Source organism: Paraburkholderia sartisoli (genome assembly GCF_900107685.1).
Lineage (GTDB): Bacteria > Pseudomonadota > Gammaproteobacteria > Burkholderiales > Burkholderiaceae > Paraburkholderia > Paraburkholderia sartisoli.
In genome coordinates this window covers 59,394-80,030 of record NZ_FNRQ01000006.1, presented here as the reverse complement: position 1 = coordinate 80,030, position 20,637 = coordinate 59,394, and the positions used below count along the sequence as shown (strand labels likewise).

Here is a 20,637-nt window from a genome sequence, read left to right as displayed (position 1 = left end):
CACATCCGTGGCGTGTTCCGGTGTGACTCCCGGCGGCGCGGATGCGTCTCGCGCACCAGGCGGGCGCCGCTTCACCCGTGCAACCAGGGCAACTCATGATCCACGCAGGATTCTCAGGCGCGCGACTGGCGAAGCTGACCGAGGCCATGCAGGGCTATGTCGACCGGGGCGAGGTGGCCGGTGTCGTGACGCTGATCTGGCGTCGCGGGGAAATCGCCCAGATGGACACGCTCGGCGCGCTCGACGACATGTCCGGGCAACCGATGGCGCGCGACACGCTGTTTCGCATCGCCTCGATGACGAAACCCGTGACGAGCGCGGCGATCATGATGCTCGCCGAGGAAGACCGGCTGACGCTCGACGCGCCCGTCGCGCGCTGGTTGCCGGAACTCGCGGACCCGCGGGTGCTGCGCGACCCGGCCGGCCCGCTCGACGACACCGTCGAAGCGCGTGCGCCCATCACGATTCTCGACCTGCTGACGCACCGCGCTGGCTTTGCGTATCACTTCACGGCGCTCGGGCCGCTGGCCGAAGCGTATCTGGGCGCCTTCAACGGTTTCGAGTCGTCGCAGGGGCCGGACGGCTGGCTCAAACGCGTCGCGGCGCTGCCGCTGATGTTCCAGCCCGGTTCGCGCTGGCACTACGGCATTGCAACCGACGTGCTCGGCGTGCTGATCCATCGCATCACGGGCATGTCGCTCGGCGACTTCTTCCGCACGCGTATTTTCGAGCCGCTCGGCATGCGCGATACCGCGTTCTGGGTACCCGAGGCGCAGCTTGGGCGCCTCGCCACGGCCTACGCCATCGATCCGGCGACGAAACGGCGTGTCGTCGAGGATCACCCGGAGCGCAGCCGCTGGGCCAATCCGGAGCGCTTTCATAGTGGCGGCGGCGGGCTCGTCTCGACCGCGGAAGACTATCTCCAGTTCGCCCGCCTGCTGCTCGGGCGCGGCCGCGTGGGCGACACGCGGCTGCTGTCGCATCGCTCGGTCGACCTGATGCGATCGAATTTCCTGAGCCGCGACCAGCGCCGGCAGCCGTCGTTTGGGCACGTCGTGTGGGCGGGGCAGGGTTTCGGGCTGGGGCTCGCCGTCGTCGACGACCCGGCGCAGCAGTTGCCGCTTGGCTACCGCTCGACGGGATCGTTCGGCTGGCCCGGCGCATACGGCACCAGCTGGCTTGCCGATCCGGTCGAAGACATGATCGCGATGATGCTGATCCAGCGGCGCGGTATCGAGCCGTTTCCGATGGTGGTCGAATTCGAGCGCCACGTGTACGACGCCATCGACGACTGATTCACGCGGCACCCAGGGCAGATCGCGCGGCATGCAGGAATGACGGCGCGTGGCCAGCGTCTTTCCGGACTGGTAAAGTCAGGCCGTCGTCGTTATCGACACAGACTGGAGACCATTCCTCATGGCCAGCTACAAGCAGTTGACAGCGCAACTCGAGAAGCTCCACAAGGAAGTAGCGGTCGCGCGCGAGAAGGAGATGGCGCAGGTCGTTGCCGACATCAAGCTGCTGATCGAAGAGTTCGACATCACGGCTGAAGAACTCGGTTTCGCCCCCTCCGGCACGAAGAGCGCGAAGGCGAAAGGCCGCAAACCCGCGTTGCCGGCGCGCTACCGCAATCCAAAAACCGGCGAAACGTGGAGCGGACGTGGACGCTCGCCAGGATGGCTCGCCGGCAAGAATCGCGAACGCTTCCTGATCGAAAGCTGACCGGCTGCACGACGCAGTGGCGTGTCGCTGTGCGCTTCGTGCGGACGTGGGTTGAGTTGTGCCGCTTTTTCTCTGATCCCGAAAACCCTCACCTTTGGCGTTCGGTTCGTCTCTGTCGTCGCAGATGGAACGACGCATCGACGATGCGCCTGCGTTGCCTTGACAGGCGACATCGCTGACACGCAACGTCGCTTCGCATGATGAACGCGCGAGGCGAAAGCGCACTGCGCGCGCTACCCTGAACATCGAGCAAAGCCTTGCAGTAAAAGGCTCTCCGCCCGACACGATGATGCGTGCATCACGCTGACGATCAAAACGCGAGCGATGTTATCGGTGCGAAATGTGTGTACGTGTGCATGCCATCGCTGCCTTCCTGTGCGCCTTTGCTCTTTACCTGAAAACGCGTCGCTAATGCCATTGCGGGGCAGGTCCCGAAAACCCTCACCTTTACTGGAAATCTGGCTCGCGTCACCGCATGTGTCATGTCCGTTTCGATCGCATGGGCCGCGTGTGCGCCGGAAACAAGGCGCCTCACGCTGAACGAAGCCCACCGGGCGGGACCGGGGCGCCCCGTTTCCCGACGCGGGCGCCCATGACGTGTATCATTCGTCCCGGCGCTGTTCCGTGCCGGGATTTCCCGTTTTTCGAGCGGTTTTCCCCACCTTCGCCGCCGCGTCTGGCACAGCCGACGCACCAGCCAGCGCCGGCCCTGCGCCGTGACGCGCGCTCGAACCCCTACCGTGATTCCCAGCACCGATGTCAGTCTCCGAACTCAAACGCCGCCGCACCTTCGCGGTCATTTCCCACCCCGATGCGGGCAAGACCACGCTTACCGAAAAGCTGCTGCTGTTTTCGGGCGCGATCCAGATCGCGGGTACCGTGAAGGGCCGCAAGAGCAATCGCTATGCGACGTCGGACTGGATGGAGATCGAAAAGCAGCGCGGCATTTCGGTCGCGAGTTCGGTGATGCAGTTCGAGTACGGCGAAGCCGTCATCAACCTGCTCGACACCCCGGGCCACGAAGACTTCTCTGAAGATACATACCGCGTGCTGACCGCGGTCGACGCCGCCGTGATGGTGATCGACGGCGCGAACGGCGTCGAGGCGCAGACGCTGAAGCTGCTCGAAGTGTGCCGCAGCCGCAAGACGCCGATCGTCACGTTCATCAACAAGCTCGACCGCGAGGTGCGCGAGCCGCTCGAACTGCTCGACGAAATCGAGCAGCATCTGGGCGTGGCGGCCGTGCCGTTCACGTGGCCGATCGGCATGGGCAAGGATTTCCAGGGCGTCTACGACATCCAGCGCGACCAGGTGCGCGTGTTCCGCGCCGGTCAGGACACGGCCGGCGGCGCGGTGGAAACGCTGCATGGCCCTTCCGATGAAGAAGGCGAAAAGCGCTTCGGCCAGGCATGGACACGCGCGAAGGACGAAATCGAGCTGATCACCGGCGCGTCGCCGGAATTCGATCGCGAAGCGTTTCTCGCGGGCGAGCAGTCACCGGTGCTGTTTGGCTCGGCGATCAACAACTTCGGCGTGAAGGAAATTCTCGACGCGCTCGTCGACCTCGCACCCCCGCCTTCGATGCGCATGGCCGTGCAACGTCCGGTCATGCCGGACGAGCCGAAGTTCACGGGCGTCGTGTTCAAGGTGCAGGCCAACATGGACCCGTCGCACCGCGACCGGGTGGCGTTCATCCGCGTGTGCTCGGGGCATTTCGAGCGTGGCATGGCGCTGAAGGTGACGCGTTCGGGCAAGACGTTCCGCGCGAGCAACGTGGTGACGTTCCTGTCGCAGCGCCGCGAAACGGTCAGCGAAGCGTACGCCGGCGACATCATCGGCATTCCGAATCACGGCACGCTTTCGCTCGGCGATACGCTGACCGAAGGCGAGCTGCTGCAGTTCGTCGGCCTGCCGTTTTTCGCACCGGAAATTTTCCAGACGGTCGAAGTGGTCGATCCGATGCGCGCGAAGCAGCTTGGCGAAGCGCTCAAGCAGCTGGGCGAAGAGGGCGCGATTCAGGTCTTCCGTCCGGACCTGGGCGGCCTGACGATCCTGGGTGCGGTCGGCCAGCTGCAGTTCGAAGTGGTGTCGCACCGGCTGTCGACCGAATACAAGGTCGACGTGCGGATGGCGCCGGCGCGTTATCGCATGTCGCGCTGGGTGACGTGCGACGATCCGGCGGAACTGCGCCGTTTCACGGATTCCTACGCGGCGCGGATCGCGCTCGACGCGTCGAACGCGCCGACGTATCTTGCCTCGCACATCTCCGAGATCGAAGTCGCGCAGAAGGCGTGGCCGAAGATCGTCTTCAACGAACTGCGCGAGCATTCCGGCGCGCCGTTCAAGAAGGCGATGTAAGGCGCGGGTTCCAATATTCACGCACGGCGGGCCTGCTACGCGAGCAGCCTCGCCGCTTCCTCCATCTGGGCGTTCTCGAATGCCGGGGCAAAGGCATCGATGTCCTCGTTCGTCATGCCGACGGGCGCGGACTTCGCGACGCGTGTCCAGCCCAGTACAGCCTGATAGACCTCGCCCAGAACCCGCGCGGCTTCGGTATCCGACAGGCGGAAGTACGATGCCGCCTCGAACACGGCGCCTATCGAGTCGACCGGGCCGTATTCTTCGCTCAGCCACAGCTTCAGTTCGGGATCCTTGTCCGGAAACGGATTGAGGTCAAACGCCGGTGCGAGTCGCCACTGGCCGTGCTCCACATGCAGGAACCCATGGTTCTGCACGTGGTCGTCGACGTTCGTGATGAGCAGGTTGAATACCAGCCGCCGCCACAGTTCCTCCAGATCGTGCTTCGGGTCAACAGAGCGCGCGATGATGACATCGGCTATCCCGGTGTAGGCATGGTCCTCCGCGCGCGAGGCCTGCAACATCGAGCCCGCGGAAAGATAGGGAATGCGTCCGCCCCCTGCGACCCGGTCAAACCGGCGCACGAGGGCCACTGGAATGTCGTCCGACATGACGATGCGCGCGTCCGCCGCCGTAATGCCCGCCGCCGCGGCGAGATGAAGGGCGAGCACTTCACCGCGCGTGACGCTGCGGTCATCCTTGACGCTCGGAAACTTGCCGATTGCAAGATGCCCGTCATCGTCGAGCACGGTGCATTTGGGCCGCATTCCGCCAAGCGATGTGCCGCGCCCGCGCAGATACTTCAGGTCCGCCACGGTTTCCCTGTTCGTCTCCACGGCGCGCGTCGCGCTCAGGAGATGGGCCAGTTCAAGTAGCGGCGGCGTGCCGCGGCCGCCGTCCTCGATGGTGCGCAGAAAGTTGCCGGCTTCATCCCTGAGCCGGAGTGCGCCAATGCGGCTCATGTCGTCGACGCCGAGCAGATAGTCCATCTCGGTGAGCGCCGCGGTCGGCACGCGTTCGCCCCTGGCGTGCGCTGCCTTGCGACGCTTCGCGTGGTCTCGTGCGATGACGCGGCAGCCCCAGCCGTCCGGTTCGGTGTCCGCAAACGCAAAATGGAAAATCGAATCTTCCTTCGATGGCGGCTTGCGGAACTGGTGCCCGTCGACGAGTGGCAGGTCCGGCGAGATCTCAAACCGGTCAATCGATGCGAGCCATGCGTCGTGATAGGCAAACGTCGAGTTTTCACGCGCGCCATCCTTGTTGAAGCTCAGGCTTCCAACGGGAATGGCGCCCTGGCCCAATACGACCTTGACGGACTGTTGCAGGACGGGTCGCTTCATAGCGCGCCTGACTCGGGTGTGACGCGCTTTTTCCTTCGGACGCGCAACGGCAACTGCTGGTTCATCAGCGTCAGACCGATATCGTCGGAGGCCGTGTCGAGCAGGTTGTTGATTTTGTCCAGCTCACCGAGCACCAGGCACGCCTGCGCGATGACGCCGATAGGAATGCGTTCGTCGCCATGCTCCATCCGGCGCAAGGTTGCTACCGACGTCTGGATACGTTCGGCCATTGACGCCTGCGTCAGGCGCCTGCGGCGGCGCGCAAGCGCAAGGTCCGCGCCCAGCTTCTTCAGCGCGCGCGCGACCGGCGGCGGAAGGCCGCTGTTGTCTCTCGCGGGCGCTGGCAGGGCGGGCGGGGATTGATTCGCCGCGCTTTTCCTGACCGAGGTTTTACCGCTCACGTGTGAGCGGTTATCCGGCTTAATGGTGCGCATATGAGCGGTTAAGGCTGATATCGGGTAATAACGTTATTATCCGCCGCAGTGCGGTACCCGGTCAAGAAAACATCCCGTTACCGCTCATATGTGAGCGATAAAGAGGGATTACCGCTCACATATGAGCGGTAAATTATCGAGCCAGCCACGCAGTCGCGCTACCGCGCTACCGCATCAACGTGATACCCAGGTAGCCGAGATAGAGCAGCCCATTCACGAGCAGCGCCCAGATCGCGAGACCGGGCGCGCGCGCGTTGATGCGTATCCAGGCGGCCGCGATCAGCGTGATGACGACGCCCGTCACGACTTCGATGCGCGGCTCCCACGGTGTCAGCAGAATGCCGATGGCGGGCAGCAGCGTGCCCTGAAACACCATCGCGCCCGTGATGTTGCCGAACGCGAGCGTGTCCTTGCCGCGACGGATCCACAGGATGCTGTTGACCTTTTCCGGCAGCTCGGTCGCGATCGGAATGATCAGCAGCGAGAGCAGGAGCGGCGAAACACCGAGCCCTTCGGAGACGCCGCGCACGCCGTGGATGAAACCCTCCGCGCCCCAGACGAGCAGCGCGACGGCGAGCAGCAGCTGCACGCCGATCGTGAGCATGGTGGTGGGCAGGCCGATGCGCGCGAGCAGCATGCGGCCCGGCGCCTCGGTGCCGTGTCCGTCCGCGACGAGACCGCTCGACGCGCGGAACGTCATCACCACATACGTCACGTACACGCCGACCAGCGCGATGCTGAAAAGCGCGCGCACGGACGTGCGTTCGTGCGGAACGTACATCGCCACCGCTGCAAGAAAGAACGCGAACAGAAAATAGTTGAGGTCGCGGGTAAAGCCGGTGCGCTCGGGCACGATGTGTCCGTTGACGCCGCGCGTACGCAGCACGGCGAGCGTCATCAGAAACGTCGACAGCGTGGAGAGCATCAGCGGCGCACCGAGAATCGCGCCGACGCCGATCTCCTGGTTCACGCCGCCTGGCCCCGTGCTGCTGGCGATGGCGAGGAGCGGCACGATCGTCTCCGGCAACGCGGTGCCGACGGCCGCGAACAGCGAGCCGGTCACGCCTTCGGAAATTTTCAGCCGTTCGCCGAGGTGTTCGAGTGCGTTCGTGAAGAGTTCAGCCGCCACCAGAATGACGACCAGCATGACGGCGAGTTCGAGGAGGAGCGAGCTCACGCGCATCCCTCCGTGCGGCATGCGCGGAATGGCGTATCGATGAAAGATGTGGCGGGAAAGGAAGAGTGACGCTTCACAGGGAGTCTCCGGGGCCGGACGTACACGAACCATGACGCACCGCTTCCCGTCCGACCCGGGACGAAGCAGTGCGCCAATGGTCTCGCCAGACCGGTGCGGTCGAATGCGCCATGGCCGGAGGCGATTGAACCGCCGGACCAGGTGTGTTGACGCATTCTCCTCCGGGGAAGGAGGAAGGCTACTCCCCAATGACCGGGCGATTCTAACGGCACACGGCACTTTCAACAAGCTTGCTTGCGCGCGGGTCGCGACGCCGCCGCGGGATTCGGGCGAGCCGGGCGCGCCGACTTCGCCTATCCTGTTGGAGGATGCGCACGCCCGCAGCGCCCGCGTGCGTTCCCGTGGCCCGGGTCGCCCCGGGCTTACCTTTTCGCTCTCGTGGAGTGCCCGTGACCGTTCGCAATCTCGACGCGTTGTTCCGGCCGCAATCCGTTGCCGTTATCGGCGCCTCGAAGCGCGCGGGCAGCATCGGCGCAATGGTGTGGACGCGCGTGCTCGACGGTGGCTTCGGCAGCGCGCTGTGGCCGGTCAATCCGAAGTGCGACGAGCTCGACGGACATCGCGTGATGGCCGACGTCGGCGATCTGCCCGAGCCGCCGACCGTGGCGCTGATCTGCACGCCGCCCGCGACGTGGGCCGCGATCGTGCATCGTCTCGGCGGCATGGGCACGCGCGCGGCGATCATCGTTGGTCAGACGCGCTGCGATGAAGACCGGGCCGCGCTGCGCCACGCGCTGGCCGCGGCGAAGCCACATTTGCTGCGCATCGTCGGGCCCGCCAGTCTCGGCGTCGTGACGCCCGGGCTCGGCGCGCATCTCGGCGCACCGTCGTGTACGGTGAAGGCGGGCGGCGTGGCGTGGGTCTCGCAGTCGAATGCGCTGACGAACGCCGTGCTCGGCTGGGCGCATGCGCGCGGGCTCGGCTTTTCGCACGCGGTGGCGCTCGGCGACGAAGCGGACGTCGACGCGGGCGACGTGCTCGACTATCTCGCGAGCGACCCGGGTACGCGCGCGATCCTGCTCGAACTCGATACGGTGCGCGCGGCGCGCAAGTTCATGTCGGCGGCGCGCGCGGCGGCGCGAAACAAGCCCGTGCTCGCGTTGCGCGCGGGCCGCTCCGATCCCGCCGATGCGCTCTACACGGCCGCGTTTCGTCGCGCGGGGATGGTGCGCGTCGATTCGCTGGACGATCTGCTCGACGAAATCGAAACGCTCGGCGTAGGCCGCGTCGCCGCGAGCGATACGGCGACGCTCATCACGAGCGACCACGGCGTCGCCGCGCTCGCGTCCGACGCCTTCGCGTCGTCGGGCGACACGCTCGCGCGCTGGCCCGACGACGCCACCGAGGGCGTCGCCAACGCGCTGCCGAACGCGACGCCGGGCAACCCGTTGCTGCTCGGCGATGACGCGCGACCCGAGCACTTCGGCATCGCGCTCGAAATGCTGGCGCCGAGGCGCGCGACGGGCACGGCGTTCGTGGTCCACGCGTCGACGCACAGCGCGCCGGCCGCGGAGGTGGCGCGCGTGCTGTGCGAACAGCAGAGATTTGCGTATCGCGGGCTGCTGACGTGTTTCTTTGGCGGCGTCGATACTGCGACGCGCGACGCGTTGCACGCGCACGGCATTCCGGTACACACCACGCCGCAGCGGCTTGCGAGCGCGTTCGCGCGTCTTGTCGACTACCGGCTTGGTCGCGAATTGCTGATGCAGACGCCGGAAGGTTTGCCCGCGCAACTGCCCGGATCGATCGACGCCGCGCAGGCCGAGGCATGCGCGGCGTTGACGGCGGCGGAAGCCGCGAAGGTTGCCGACGCAACGACAGTCAAGCTCACCGGCGAGGAAGCCGCGCGACTGCTCGGCCACTTTGGCCTCGTTGTCGAGCCAAAGGAATCGGCGGAGCGGGTGATCGTCGATATCGCGGTCGAGCTGCATGACGACGAAAACTTCGGCCCCGTGTTTCGCTTCACGGCGCCTTCGTCCGATGGCGTGTCGCCGCCGATGCACACGTACGGCCTGCCGCCGCTCAATCCGGTCCTCGCGCGCGACATCGTCGGGCGTTCGCCGTATGCGCGGCTGGTGCCCGCGGAACCGTCGCTGATTGCGTTGACCGGGCTTTCGCAGGCCGTGTGCGACGTGCGCGAGATCGTCGGACTCTCGCTGACGCTGCGGGTGTTCCAGACGCGCACCGTGCTCGTCGCGCCGTGCGTGCGGCTTGGGCGCAAGCGCAGCCGGCTTGCGATCGTGCCGTACCCGCGCCGCTTCGAGGAGACGCTCGACTGGCACGGCCTGCGCGTCACGATCCGGCCGATTCGCCCTGAAGACGAAGCCGCGCACAACGAGCTGGTGAAAGCGATGAGCGCCGACGATCTGCGCCTGCGTTTTTTCGGCGCGGTGCGCAGCTTCGATCACTCCCAGCTCGCGCGGATGACGCAGATCGACTACGACCGCGAGATGGCATTGATCGCGACGATCACCGACGAGCACGGTTCGATGCACACGCTGGGCGTCGTGCGCGCGATCGCGGATCCGGATAACGAAACGGCCGAATTCGCAGTGGCGCTGCGCTCGGACCAGAAGGGGCGCAAGCTGGGGCGCCTGTTGATGGAGCGGATCATTGCATACGCGCGGGCGCGTGGCACGCGATGGCTCGTCGGCGAGGCGCTGCGCGAGAACACGCCGATGATCCGGCTCGCGCAGGCCTGCGGCTTCACGATGACGAAAACGGAAGATCCCGGTGTGATGGGGTTCAGGATGGCGCTGGATGAAGGGGCGGGCGATAGCCGGGCATGAGGGATGACTATGCCGAACGGTCTATTTATCGGGATGTCGTTCTGCTTTAAGCTTTGTATTAGTTAGTTATACGGAGTGTGATCATGGCGAGAGCAGCAAGATTGAACGGGCGTTGCCAGGAGGGATGGTGTAGGATTAAATCCTACGGATTTGGCTCGGAGAGTCGTCATGCGTTCCACCCAACAATTCAGCATCACCTTGCCGAACGAAATGGCTGACATGGTGAGGTCAAAAGTTGCTTCCGGCGAGTACGCCACTGAAAGCGAGGTGATCCGCGATGGCTTGCGCACACTGGTCGCTCGCGATCGTGCCGTCGAGTCATGGCTGCGCGAGCAGGTCGCGCCGGCCCACGATGCACTGGTGGCCGATCCCTCACGGGCACTTGGCGCAAGCGAGGTGCGCTCGGCGCTTGCCGCCAGACGAAAGAAAGGAACATAGAGAACGCATGACGACACCGCCGGTCAAGTTTGCGCCTGAAGCGCTCTCGCAACTCGAGGATATCGAGCGATATATCGCCGAGGCTGCTTCGCCGGCGCTAGCGGCGCGCTACGTCGATGGCATCGTCGCGTATTGCGAGAGTTTGCGGATCTTCCCGCGCCGGGGCACACGTCGTGATGACATACGACCGGGCCTGCGTATTACCCACTATCGCCGGCGAACAATCATTGCGTTCGCGGTTCGCGATGGACAGGCATTCATCGAGGGCGTCTTCTACGGTGGCCAGAATTACGAGGGCGCGCTGAATCCTGATCCTGGTGTGACGATGACCATCGCATGGTCACAGAACACCGATACCTCATCCGCTGCACGAGATCACGGTGAGCCAGATCGCACGCAAATGAAAGGCGCAATACCATGCGCCTTTCCGCAGCAGCCTGGCCCTCCCACGTGGCGGGTTACACCACCAGCTTCGCCGCCTGCTCCTCAACCTGCGCGCGCGACACAGCCAGCTCTTCAAGCCACGTTTCCGCGTACACGGCACCGGTTTCCTTTTCCAGGCGCGCGATCGCCGCTGCGCACCGCACCGTGTCTTTCGGCGTGGCGATAAAGCCCTTCACCGACTGACCGCCCGTGAACGCTTCGAACAGCGGCACGCGGATTTCCTCGGGCAGCGCGCGCGTCCATTGATATGGCTTGCCGTTGAACGTGAACGAAGGCGGCAGCACGCGCTCCTTCTTCGCCGCCGGAATCAGTCCGAACGTGCGCGCCGCATCGGCGATCTGGTCGGCTGGGAACAGCTCGTCGGGCGTGATGTCGAACTGCTGGATGTGTGCTTCGATCGCCTGCATCGCCGCCGCGCGATCGTCGCGTTTCTTCTGTGCGCGCGCGACGATATCGCGCAACTCATCGGCTTCCTCGCTCGTGATCGTGAAGCTGGCCTGCTTCTGCTGAAGCTCGGAAAAACGCTGGAATTCGTGATCGTTCAGAAGTTTAGCCATGACGTGTACGTTGGGCGCGCACGACAAAAATCGTGCGGCGGTTTCGGAAAGGGCCGCTATTCTAACGCGTCCCTCGCCTCGCACAAGTCCGTTTCCACCGGTTCCTTCATTCGCCCTCAGACACGCTCGCGAAACATCGAAAGCGCTTCAACCGTCTCGCGCAGCATCACCGTCGCCGCTTCGAGCGTGGGCGCGACGTACTCGTCGATACGGCGCAGATACGGACACGTCATCACCGCGATCGCCTGGCCCGATGGCCCGAGCACGGGGAACGTCAGGTCGGTGACGCCGAACGTCTGCTGGCTGTCCTTCTGCGAGAAACCCGCCTTGCGCGTCTCCTCGCATACGCGTTCCAGCGCGTCGCGATCGATCGTCACCTCGCCCTTCACCTTCGTATGTTCGGCGAGCAGATGCGCGCGCTGCTCCGGCGTCTGGAACGCGAGCATCACGCGGCCCGACCCCGTGTCGATCAGGCCGACACGCGAACCCAGCCGCACCGAAATGCCCCACGTGCCCGGCCCGTCGACCTGCGCGATCACGAGCAGATTGCCGCGGTCGTACACAACCAGGTGACACGACTGTTCGGCACGATCGGCAAAGCGCTGCATGAGCGGCAGGGCTTCGGAAATCAAACGGTTCATCGGCGGATGCCGGTGTCCGAGCGCATACAGCTTCAGGCTCAGCGAATAACGGTCGCCGCCCGGCGAGCGCACCACGTACTGCCGCGCGACGAGCCGCTCCAGCATCCGGTACATCTCGCTCGCGTTGCGGCCCAGCAGCTTGGTGATCTCGGCGCGCGTCAGGCCGTCCTTCTGCTCGGCCAGCAATTCGAGGATATCGAGACCCTTGTCGAGCGCGGGCGCGCGATAGCGGTCGGCGTCGTCCTTGTCTTCCAGATCGGTTGCCATTGTGTTTCAGATCCTCGTGCAATTCATCGGCTGCCTGGCGCGTGAGTGTAGAGCGTTGCGCGCGGCTGGCCGCCAGGGAAAGTACGGACGTCTGGTGGAGCGCAATTTCCTTGACTTAAAAAAGTTCGTATATGAATAATACGTTCATTGGTGAATGAAAAACCACCAATTTATAAGAAAGCGCATGGCAACGTGCCGGATGCCGACTCTCGGTTTCCGGCAGTTCAACAACGCATATCCCGGAGACAAGCATGTCGAACCTGGCAACAGGGCAGCACAAGGCCCGCCGTTTCATTCGCAAGACGTTATCGCTCAGCCTCGCCACCGCGTGTGTCGCGGGCATGGCCCTCGGCACGACCGCGCGCGCCGCGGAAGTCGGCAAGATCGGCCTCGGCCTGCCGCTGCTCACCTCGCCGTTCTGGCAGTCGTACAACAACTACCTGCCGAAGTACGCGAAGCAGATGGGCATCGACATCCTCGCGCCGGTGAACTCGAACGGCGACCCGGTGCAGCAGATCACCGACATGAACAACCTGCTGAACCTTGGTTCGAAGGGCATCGTGGTCGGGCCGCTGGATTCGGCGGCGATCAGCCGCGCGCTGGACGCCGCCGCGGCGAAGAACGTGCCGGTCGTCGCCGTCGACGTGGCGCCGACGCAGGGCAAGGTCGCGATGGTCGTGCGGGCCGACAACCACGCGTACGGCGAGAAGGCGTGTACCTACATCGGCGAGCACGTGAAAGCGGGCAAGGTCGTGCAGATCATGGGCGATCTCGGCTCGGTGAACGGCCGCGACCGCTCGGAAGCGTTCCGCACCTGCATGAAGAAATATCCGTCGCTGACGGTGCTGGAAATCCCGGCGGGCTGGAAGGGCGATGTCGCGGCGACCGGGCTCGACAGCCTGCTGACCGCGAACCCCGACGTGAAGGGCATCTACATGCAGGCGGGCGGCGTGTATCTGTCGCCGACGCTGCAGACGCTGCGCCGCAAGCAGATGCTGTATCCGGCGGGCAACCCGAAGCACGTCGTGATCGTCAGCAATGACGGCATTCCGCAGGAATTCGACGCGATCCGCCGCGGCGACATCGATGCAACGGTCTCGCAGCCGGCCGACCTGTACGCCAAATACGGCCTGTACTACATCAAGGCCGCGCTCGCCGGGCAGACGTTCAAGCCGGGCCCGACGGATCACGGCAGCACCATCATCGAACTGGCGCCGGGACGACTCGAAGACCAGTTGCCCGCACCGCTCGTGACGAAGGCGAACGTCGACGACAAGAGCCTCTGGGGTAACACCGTCAAATGAGTGAAATGACGTCCTCCGCTGTGTCCGCCGTGGTTGAAGCGCTCGATGTGACGAAGCGCTTCGGTTCGACGGCCGCGCTGAAAGACGTGAGCATCCGCGTGATGCCCGGCGAGTCGCATGCACTCGTCGGGCGTAACGGGGCCGGGAAATCGACGCTGGTGTCGATGCTCAGCGGCCTGCGCAAGCCGGATGCCGGCGAGGTGCGTTTCGGCGGCGTCGCCGCGCCGCCGATCGCGGATCGCGATGCGTGGCGCGAACGTGTCGCGTGCGTCTATCAGCATTCGACGATCATCCGCGATCTGAGCGTCGCGGAGAATCTGTTCATCAACCGCCAGCCGGCACGGCGTGGCGTGATCGACTGGCCGGCGATGCGGCGCGACGCGCGCGCGTTGCTCGATCACTGGAAGATCGACGTGCGCGAGGACGCCCGTGCGGGCGACCTGTCCGTCGAAGCGCGCCAGCTCGTCGAAATCGCGCGGGCGCTGTCGTACGGCGCGCGCTTCATCATTCTCGATGAACCCACGGCGCAGCTCGACGGCGACGAAATCAAGCGCCTTTTCAAACGTATTCAGGAACTGCAGAGCGAAGGCGTGACGTTCCTTTTCATCTCGCACCATCTTCAGGAGGTGTACGAGATCTGCCAGGCCGTGACGGTGTTGCGCGACGCGCGGCATATCGTCAGCGCGCCGGTTTCCGCGTTGCCGCGAGAGCAGCTGATCGAGGCGATGACGGGCGAGCGCGGCGGCCTGAACGTCGCCGATGCCGCGGCGCGCGAAGCGCTGCCGCACGACACGCCGGTTGCGCTCGAAGTGGCGAACCTCGCCGGCGTGGATTACGACGACGTGTCGTTCGCCGTGAAGCGCGGCGAAGTGGTTGGCCTCACAGGCGCGACGAGCAGCGGACGCACGAGCGTCGCCGAGGTGATCGCGGGCCTGCGCAACATCAGGCGCGGCGAAATCCGCGTGGACGGCAACGCGCTGCCGCCGGGCGACGTGCCCGCGGCGCTTGCGGCGGGTGTCGGCTGCGTGCCGAAGGACCGCCATCACGAAGGCCTCGTGCTGTCGCAGTCGATTGCGGAAAACGCGTCGATGACGATCACGCGGTTGCTGGGCAAATTCGGCATCGCACCGCCCGCGAAGAAAAACGCGTTCGGCCGCAAGATGATCGACGCGCTCGGCATCGTCGCGCAGGGACCGGAGCACGTCGTGTCCGGCCTGTCCGGCGGCAACCAGCAGAAAGTGGTGATGGCGCGTGCGCTCGCCACCGACCCGGGCGTGCTCGTGCTGATCGACCCCACCGCGGGCGTCGACGTGAAATCGAAGGAAGCGCTGTTGTCCGTCGTGGACCGCGTGCGCGAGGACGGCAAGGCCGTGCTCGTCGTCTCCGGCGAACTCGACGACCTGCGCACCTGTGACCGCGTGCTGGTCATGTTCCGTGGCCGCGTCGTCGCCGAATTCCCGGCGGGCTGGCAGGACCACGACCTTATCGCCTCAGTTGAAGGAGTCAGTCTCCATGAAGAATAGTGCGCCCACGCCCGCGTTCGCGACGGGCCAGGCACAGGCCGGCGCGCCCGCCACGCCGCGTCGCCGTGCGCGAATCGAATTCGCGCGTCTGCGTGACCTCGCGCTGTTGCCGGCCATCGCGCTGCTGCTCGTGATCGGCGCGTTCGTCAGCCCGAGCTTCCTGACGAAGGCGAATCTGATCAGCGTGCTCGGCGCGTCGGCGGCGCTGGCGCTCGTCGTGCTCGCCGAATCGCTGATCGTGTTGACCGGCAAGTTCGATCTCTCGCTTGAATCGACCGTTGGCATCGCACCCGCGATCGGCGCGATGCTCGTGATGCCGGCGGCGTCCGCGGGCTTCGGCCTGCAATGGCCGACCGCGATGGGCCTCATCGCGATCGTGCTGGTCGGCGCGGTGATCGGGTTCATCAACGGCTTTCTCGTCGTGCGGCTGCGGCTGAACGCGTTCATCGTCACGCTCGCGATGCTGATCGTGCTGCGCGGCATGCTCGTCGGCGCGACGAAGGGCGGCACGCTGTTCGACATGCCGTCGTCGTTCTTCACGCTCGCCACGACCATCGTGCTCGGCCTGCCGGTTTCGGTGTGGCTCGCGGCCGCCGCGTTCGCCATCGCCGCGTTCATGTTGCGCTATCACCGCATCGGCCGCGCGCTGTACGCGATCGGCGGCAATCCGGAAGCGGCCCGCGCGGCCGGCATTCGCGTCGAGCGCATCACGTGGGGCGTGTTCGTGCTCGGCAGCATGCTCGCCTCGATTGGCGGCCTGATCGTGACGGGTTACGTCGGCGCGATCAACGCGAACCAGGGCAACGGCATGATCTTCACCGTGTTCGCGGCGGCGGTGATCGGCGGTATTTCGCTCGACGGCGGCAAGGGCACGATGCTCGGCGCGCTGTCCGGCGTGCTGCTGCTCGGCGTCGTGCAGAACCTGCTGACGCTCGCACAGGTGCCGTCGTTCTGGATCCAGGCGATCTACGGCGCGATCATCCTCGGCTCGCTGATGGTGGCGCGGCTCGCGGGTGGCGAAGGCCAGAACTGACCTGAAACGCTGGAAGAAGCGCTGGCGGCAACACGCCAGCGCGCATCACGGAGACCTATTTTGAGCAGTTCATCAACCGACCCGCGCCTCATTCTGCTGACGCCGCAGGACAACTGCCTGATCGCAGCCGCGCGTCTTGAAGCCGGGACCGACGTCATGATCGAAGGCGAGCGCGTCACGCTCGCGAAGACCATCGATCTCGGCCACAAGGTCGCGCGCCGCGCGCTCGTCCAGGACGAAAAGGTCCTGCGCTATGGGGCGGTGATCGGTCATGTGACCGAAGCCGTCGCACGCGGCGAGCATCTGCACACGCACAACCTTGCAAGCGACTATCTGCCGACCTACACGCACGACGCCGGCCACGCATTCGTGCATCACTGAACACGGCGTTTCGCCGTGCGGGAACCAACGATCATGATTGACACTTCCGTTGCATCCGCCGCCGCAGAGCCGCTCGAGGCCGCGCTGGCGCCGGTGCTGCAAGGCTATCCGCGCAGCGATGGCCGCAAGGGCATCCGCAATGTCGTCGCGGTGGCGTATCTCGTCGAATGCGCGCATCACGTCGCGCGCGAAATCGTCACGCAGTTTCGCGCGCCGCTCGACGCGTTCGACGACCCTTCCGGCGAGCGCGAGCCGCCCGTCCATCTGATCGGCTTTCCGGGTTGCTACCCGAACAGCTACGCCGAGAAAATGATGCAGCAGCTCACCACGCATCCGAACGTCGGCGCGGTGCTGTTCGTGTCGCTCGGCTGCGAGAGCATGAACAAGCACTACCTCGTCGACGTCGTGCGCGCGAGCGGCCGGCCCGTCGAGGTGCTGACGATCCAGGAAAAGGGCGGCACGCGCAGCACGATCCAGTACGGCGTCGACTGGGTGCGCGACGCGCGCCGGCAACTGGCGGCGCAGCAAAAAGTGCCGATGGCGCTCGACGAACTCGTGGTCGCCACGATCTGCGGCGGCTCCGACGGCACGAGCGGCATCACCGCGAATCCGGCCGTGGGCCGCGCGTTCGATCATCTGATCGACGCGGGCGCGACCTGCATCTTCGAGGAAACGGGCGAGCTGGTCGGCTGCGAATTCCACATGAAGAGCCGTGCCGCGCGCGACGACCTGGGCGATGCAATCGTCGCTTGCGTTGCGAAGGCGGCGCGTTACTATTCCATTCTCGGACATGGCAGTTTCGCGGTCGGCAATGCTGACGGCGGGCTGACGACGCAGGAGGAGAAGTCGCTCGGCGCGTATGCGAAAAGCGGCGCGTCGCCGATTGTCGGCATCGTGAAACCCGGCGACGTGCCGCCCACCGGCGGGCTCTATCTGCTCGACGTCGTGCCGGATGGCGAGCCGCGCTTCGGCTTTCCGAATATCAGCGACAACGCCGAGATCGGCGAGCTGATCGCGTGCGGCGCGCACGTGATCCTGTTCACGACCGGGCGCGGCTCGGTGGTCGGCTCGGCGATTTCGCCGGTCATCAAGGTGTGCGCGAATCCGTCGACGTATCGCAACCTTGCCGGCGACATGGATATCGACGCCGGGCGTATTCTTGAGGGCCGCGCGACGCTCGACGAAGTCGGCCGCGAGGTGTTCGATACAACGCTCGCTGTCGCGCGGGGCGCGGCATCGAAGTCGGAGGCGCTGGGCCATCAGGAGTTTATCCTGACGTACAAGACGTTCGAGCCGGTGGGGCCCGCATGCCTGCCTTCGAGTGCGGCGCAGCATCGCGTGGTTGAAATCGCGCCGGTCTGAAGCGCGGTAACGATGAGAGAGGAGACATCTGCATGACGACAGCGGCGAATCCGAAGGTCAGCCAGCGGCGCGGCATTGGCCGGCGTGACCTGAAAGTGACCGGCCTCGGGCTTGGCACGGCGCCGCTCGGCGGCCTGTATCGCGATCTCACCGACGAGGAAGCCCAGGGCACGATCGACGCCGCCTGGGACGCCGGCATCCGTTATTTCGACACCGCGCCGCACTACGGACACACGAAAGCCGAGCACCGCCTCGGGCACGCGCTGCGCAAATATCCGCGCGGCGAGTACGTGCTGTCGACGAAAGCCGGCCGGCGCTTCGTGCCGCGCACGCATCCTTACGACGGCAGCGAAGGGTGGCAGAACCCGCTGCCGTTCGAGGCGATCTACGACTACACGCACGACGGCATCCTGCGTTCGTTCGAAGACAGCCAGCACCGGCTTGGCATGGTCGACATCGATATCCTGCTGGTTCACGACATCGGTCGCTATACGCACGGCGACCGTAACGCGCACTACTGGAAGCAACTGAGCGAAGGCGGCGGGTTCAAGGCGCTCGACGAACTGCGCTCGGCCGGCGCGATCAAGGCGGTCGGTCTCGGCGTGAACGAAGGCGCGGTGATCCTCGAGGCGATGGCGGAATTCGACATCGACTGCGCGCTGCTCGCGGGCCGCTATACGCTGCTTGAACAGGACACGCTGAACGACCTGCTGCCCGCGTGCGAAGCGCGGCACGTGAGCATCCTGCTCGGCGGCGCGTTCAACTCGGGCATCCTCGCGCGCGGCGTGCAGGGTGACCTGAAGTACAACTACGGCGACGCCCCCCAGGACGTGATCGACCGCGTGACGCGCCTCGAAGCGATCTGCCGCGTGCATGGCGCGCCGCTTCCCGCCGCCGCGCTGCAGTTTCCGTATGCGCACCCGGCCGTCGCCACCGTGTTGACGGGCGCGCGCAGCCCCGGCGAATTGCGCGAGAACGTCGCGTCGTTCGAGCGCGAATTGCCGGTCGCGCTGTGGAAAGCGTTGCGCGAGGGCCTGCTCGATCCACGCGCGCCCGTGCCCGGAGACTGACGTGGCAACGCGCATCGATGCCCACCAGCACTACTGGAATCCGGATCGCGGCGACTACGGCTGGCTGACGCCCGATCTGAAGCCGCTCTATCGCACGTTTGGTCCCGCCGATCTCGCGTCGTTGCGCGCCGCTGAGCGCATCGACAAAACTGTTGTCGTGCAGGCCGCGTCGACCGTCGACGAAACGCGCTATCTGCTGGACCTCGCGCGCAACGAGGCTTCGATTGCGGGCGTGGTGGGCTGGGTGCCGCTGCTCGACGACGACGCGCCCGCGCTCATCGCCGAACTCGCGCGCGAGCCGAAGTTCAAGGGCGTGCGGCCGATGCTTCAGGATTTGCCCGACGACAGCTGGATCGCGAACCCCGCCCTTGCGCCCGCGATCGAAGCCGTCATCGCACACGACCTCGCGTTCGACGCGCTGATTTTCGCGCGGCATGTCGATGCGCTCGAAACGTTCATCCAGCGCTTTCCGCGGTTGCGTATCGTGATCGATCACGGCGCGAAGCCCGCGATCCGCGACGGCGCGGTGGCCTGGCAGCCGTGGGCGGATGGCATCGAACGGCTGGCGCGTTTTCCACAGGTCCACTGCAAGCTGTCCGGTCTTGCCACCGAGGCCGCGCCGGGCTGGAACGAAGCCACGTTGCGTCCCTACGTCGACCATCTGCTTGCGCGTTTCGGGCCGTCACGCCTGATGTGGGGCAGCGACTGGCCGGTGCTGAACCTGAACGGCGATTACCCGACGTGGCACGCCGCGGCGAACGCGTTGCTGGCATCGCTGTCGCAGACGCAATGCGACGCGGTATTCGGCGGCAATGCGGCGGCCTTCTATCGACTATGAATCTTTCATGCACGTGCCGGGTTCATCCCGGCATGCGCTGCAATACCCGGTATGACTCAAACGCCATTTCAACTGGAGCCGTAGATGATACAAAGACTGGCCGGCAAGACGGCCTTGATCACTGCCGCCGGACAAGGCATCGGACTCGCGACCGCGGAGCTCTTCGCGCGCGAGGGCGCCCGCGTGATCGCCACGGATATCCGCATCGACGCACTCGCTGGGAAGCCCGTCGAGGCGCGCAAGCTGGACGTGCGTGACGACGCCGCGATCAAGGCGCTCGCCGCCGAACTCGGCGCGATCGACGTGCTGTTCAACTGCGCGGGCTTCGTGCATGCAGGTTCGATTCTCGAAGCGAGCGACGAAGACTGGGACTTCGCTTTCGACCTGAACGCGAAAGCGATGTACCGCACGATCCGCGCGTTTCTGCCTGGCATGCTGGAGAAGGGCAGCGGCTCGATCATCAACATGTCGTCGGCGGCTTCGAGCATCAAGGGCGTGCCGAACCGCTTCGTGTACGGTGCGTCGAAGGCGGCCGTGATCGGTCTCACGAAGGCTGTCGCGGCCGACTTCGTGACGCGCGGCGTGCGCTGCAACGCGATCTGTCCGGGCACGGTGGCTTCGCCGTCGCTCGAACAGCGCATCGCGGCGCAGGCGCAGGCCCAGGGCGCTACAATCGACGCGGTGCAGGCGGCCTTCGTCGCGCGCCAGCCGATGGGTCGTGTCGGCAAGCCGGAAGAGATCGCGGCGCTCGCGCTGTATCTCGCGTCGGACGAATCCGCGTTCACCACCGGTCACGCGCACGTGATCGACGGTGGCTGGTCCAACTAGTTGCACGGCGGCCGGAGTCCGGGCCGCCCACGCGTTTTTTCACTGAACACCAG

At 65.5% G+C, this 20,637-nt stretch carries 18 protein-coding genes, 1 pseudogene and 1 riboswitch; of the genes and pseudogenes, 14 read left to right on the top strand and 5 right to left on the bottom strand.

Annotated elements, in window-relative coordinates; genetic code table 11:
- The first annotated feature begins 95 nt into the window (after positions 1 to 95).
- From BLV45_RS18215 to BLV45_RS18205, 3 genes are all read left to right on the top strand, one after another.
- Positions 96 to 1,295: a serine hydrolase domain-containing protein gene (locus BLV45_RS18215; RefSeq protein ID WP_090535368.1), complete on the top strand. Its 1,200-nt coding sequence runs from the start codon at positions 96 to 98 to the stop codon at positions 1,293 to 1,295.
- A 121-nt stretch (positions 1,296 to 1,416) separates the two neighbouring features.
- Complete coding sequence (locus tag BLV45_RS18210; RefSeq protein WP_090535367.1) at positions 1,417 to 1,722, top strand: H-NS histone family protein; 306 nt, start codon at positions 1,417 to 1,419, stop codon at positions 1,720 to 1,722.
- A gap of 756 nt (positions 1,723 to 2,478) precedes the next feature.
- Complete coding sequence (locus BLV45_RS18205) at positions 2,479 to 4,080, top strand: peptide chain release factor 3 (protein ID WP_090535366.1); 1,602 nt, start codon at positions 2,479 to 2,481, stop codon at positions 4,078 to 4,080.
- A gap of 35 nt (positions 4,081 to 4,115) precedes the next feature.
- Here the strand turns inward: BLV45_RS18205 and BLV45_RS18200 are convergent, their stop codons facing one another.
- The 3 genes from BLV45_RS18200 to BLV45_RS18190 all read right to left on the bottom strand — a co-directional run bounded on the left by BLV45_RS18200 (position 4,116) and on the right by BLV45_RS18190 (position 7,031).
- Positions 4,116 to 5,420, bottom strand: coding sequence for a type II toxin-antitoxin system HipA family toxin (locus BLV45_RS18200; protein WP_090535365.1), 1,305 nt, complete (start codon positions 5,418 to 5,420; stop codon positions 4,116 to 4,118).
- On the bottom strand, positions 5,417 to 5,854 hold the full coding sequence (locus BLV45_RS28110) for a helix-turn-helix domain-containing protein (protein WP_090535364.1): 438 nt from the start codon (positions 5,852 to 5,854) through the stop codon (positions 5,417 to 5,419). The genes BLV45_RS18200 and BLV45_RS28110 overlap by 4 nt, the downstream gene beginning before the upstream one ends.
- A 166-nt stretch (positions 5,855 to 6,020) precedes the next feature.
- On the bottom strand, positions 6,021 to 7,031 hold the full coding sequence (locus BLV45_RS18190) for a sodium:calcium antiporter (RefSeq protein ID WP_090535675.1): 1,011 nt from the start codon (positions 7,029 to 7,031) through the stop codon (positions 6,021 to 6,023).
- Positions 7,032 to 7,121: 90 nt separating this feature from the next.
- A riboswitch (yybP-ykoY riboswitch) is annotated at positions 7,122 to 7,308 on the bottom strand.
- A 190-nt stretch (positions 7,309 to 7,498) separates the two neighbouring features.
- On the opposite strand from BLV45_RS18190, the gene BLV45_RS18185 reads away from it, so the two are divergent.
- The 3 genes and pseudogenes from BLV45_RS18185 to BLV45_RS18175 form a co-directional block, all read left to right on the top strand.
- A complete protein-coding gene (locus BLV45_RS18185) occupies positions 7,499 to 9,898 on the top strand; it encodes a GNAT family N-acetyltransferase (protein WP_090535363.1) in 2,400 nt (799 codons plus the stop codon).
- A gap of 168 nt (positions 9,899 to 10,066) precedes the next feature.
- The gene (locus tag BLV45_RS18180) at positions 10,067 to 10,336 is read left to right on the top strand and encodes a type II toxin-antitoxin system ParD family antitoxin (protein WP_090535362.1); all 270 of its coding nucleotides are present in this window, start codon (positions 10,067 to 10,069) and stop codon (positions 10,334 to 10,336) included.
- A pseudogene (locus BLV45_RS18175) lies at positions 10,251 to 10,604 on the top strand (type II toxin-antitoxin system RelE/ParE family toxin); the annotation flags it as partial. The gene BLV45_RS18180 and the pseudogene BLV45_RS18175, both read left to right, overlap by 86 nt.
- A gap of 190 nt (positions 10,605 to 10,794) precedes the next feature.
- Here BLV45_RS18175 and BLV45_RS18170 read toward each other — a convergent pair.
- Together BLV45_RS18170 and BLV45_RS18165 are read right to left on the bottom strand one after the other, a co-directional pair.
- Entirely contained in the window at positions 10,795 to 11,337 is a 543-nt protein-coding gene (locus BLV45_RS18170; RefSeq protein ID WP_090535361.1) for a hypothetical protein, read from the bottom strand.
- A 116-nt stretch (positions 11,338 to 11,453) separates the two neighbouring features.
- Positions 11,454 to 12,245, bottom strand: a complete 792-nt coding sequence (locus BLV45_RS18165) for an IclR family transcriptional regulator (protein ID WP_090535360.1) — start codon at positions 12,243 to 12,245, stop codon at positions 11,454 to 11,456.
- A gap of 341 nt (positions 12,246 to 12,586) precedes the next feature.
- Here BLV45_RS18165 and BLV45_RS18160 point away from each other — a divergent pair, with 341 nt between their 5' ends.
- From BLV45_RS18160 to BLV45_RS18125, 8 genes are all read left to right on the top strand, one after another.
- On the top strand, positions 12,587 to 13,549 hold the full coding sequence (locus BLV45_RS18160) for a sugar ABC transporter substrate-binding protein (protein WP_090535674.1): 963 nt from the start codon (positions 12,587 to 12,589) through the stop codon (positions 13,547 to 13,549).
- The gene (locus BLV45_RS18155) at positions 13,546 to 15,072 is read left to right on the top strand and encodes a sugar ABC transporter ATP-binding protein (protein ID WP_090535359.1); all 1,527 of its coding nucleotides are present in this window, start codon (positions 13,546 to 13,548) and stop codon (positions 15,070 to 15,072) included. Before BLV45_RS18160 ends, BLV45_RS18155 begins: the two co-directional genes overlap by 4 nt.
- Positions 15,062 to 16,105 carry an ABC transporter permease gene (locus tag BLV45_RS18150; protein ID WP_090535358.1) on the top strand — a complete coding sequence of 348 codons (1,044 nt, stop codon included), beginning with the start codon at positions 15,062 to 15,064 and terminating at the stop codon, positions 16,103 to 16,105. Before BLV45_RS18155 ends, BLV45_RS18150 begins: the two co-directional genes overlap by 11 nt.
- Positions 16,106 to 16,165: 60 nt before the next feature.
- Entirely contained in the window at positions 16,166 to 16,486 is a 321-nt protein-coding gene (locus BLV45_RS18145) for a UxaA family hydrolase (protein WP_090535357.1), read from the top strand.
- 33 nt (positions 16,487 to 16,519) lie between these two features.
- Positions 16,520 to 17,848, top strand: a complete 1,329-nt coding sequence (locus tag BLV45_RS18140; RefSeq protein WP_176954202.1) for a UxaA family hydrolase — start codon at positions 16,520 to 16,522, stop codon at positions 17,846 to 17,848.
- A gap of 32 nt (positions 17,849 to 17,880) precedes the next feature.
- Entirely contained in the window at positions 17,881 to 18,918 is a 1,038-nt protein-coding gene (locus BLV45_RS18135) for an aldo/keto reductase (RefSeq protein WP_090535356.1), read from the top strand.
- A 1-nt stretch (position 18,919) separates the two neighbouring features.
- Positions 18,920 to 19,756 carry an amidohydrolase family protein gene (locus tag BLV45_RS18130; protein WP_090535355.1) on the top strand — a complete coding sequence of 279 codons (837 nt, stop codon included), beginning with the start codon at positions 18,920 to 18,922 and terminating at the stop codon, positions 19,754 to 19,756.
- An 84-nt stretch (positions 19,757 to 19,840) separates the two neighbouring features.
- Positions 19,841 to 20,584, top strand: coding sequence for an SDR family oxidoreductase (locus BLV45_RS18125; RefSeq protein WP_090535354.1), 744 nt, complete (start codon positions 19,841 to 19,843; stop codon positions 20,582 to 20,584).
- Positions 20,585 to 20,637: the final 53 nt, after the last annotated feature.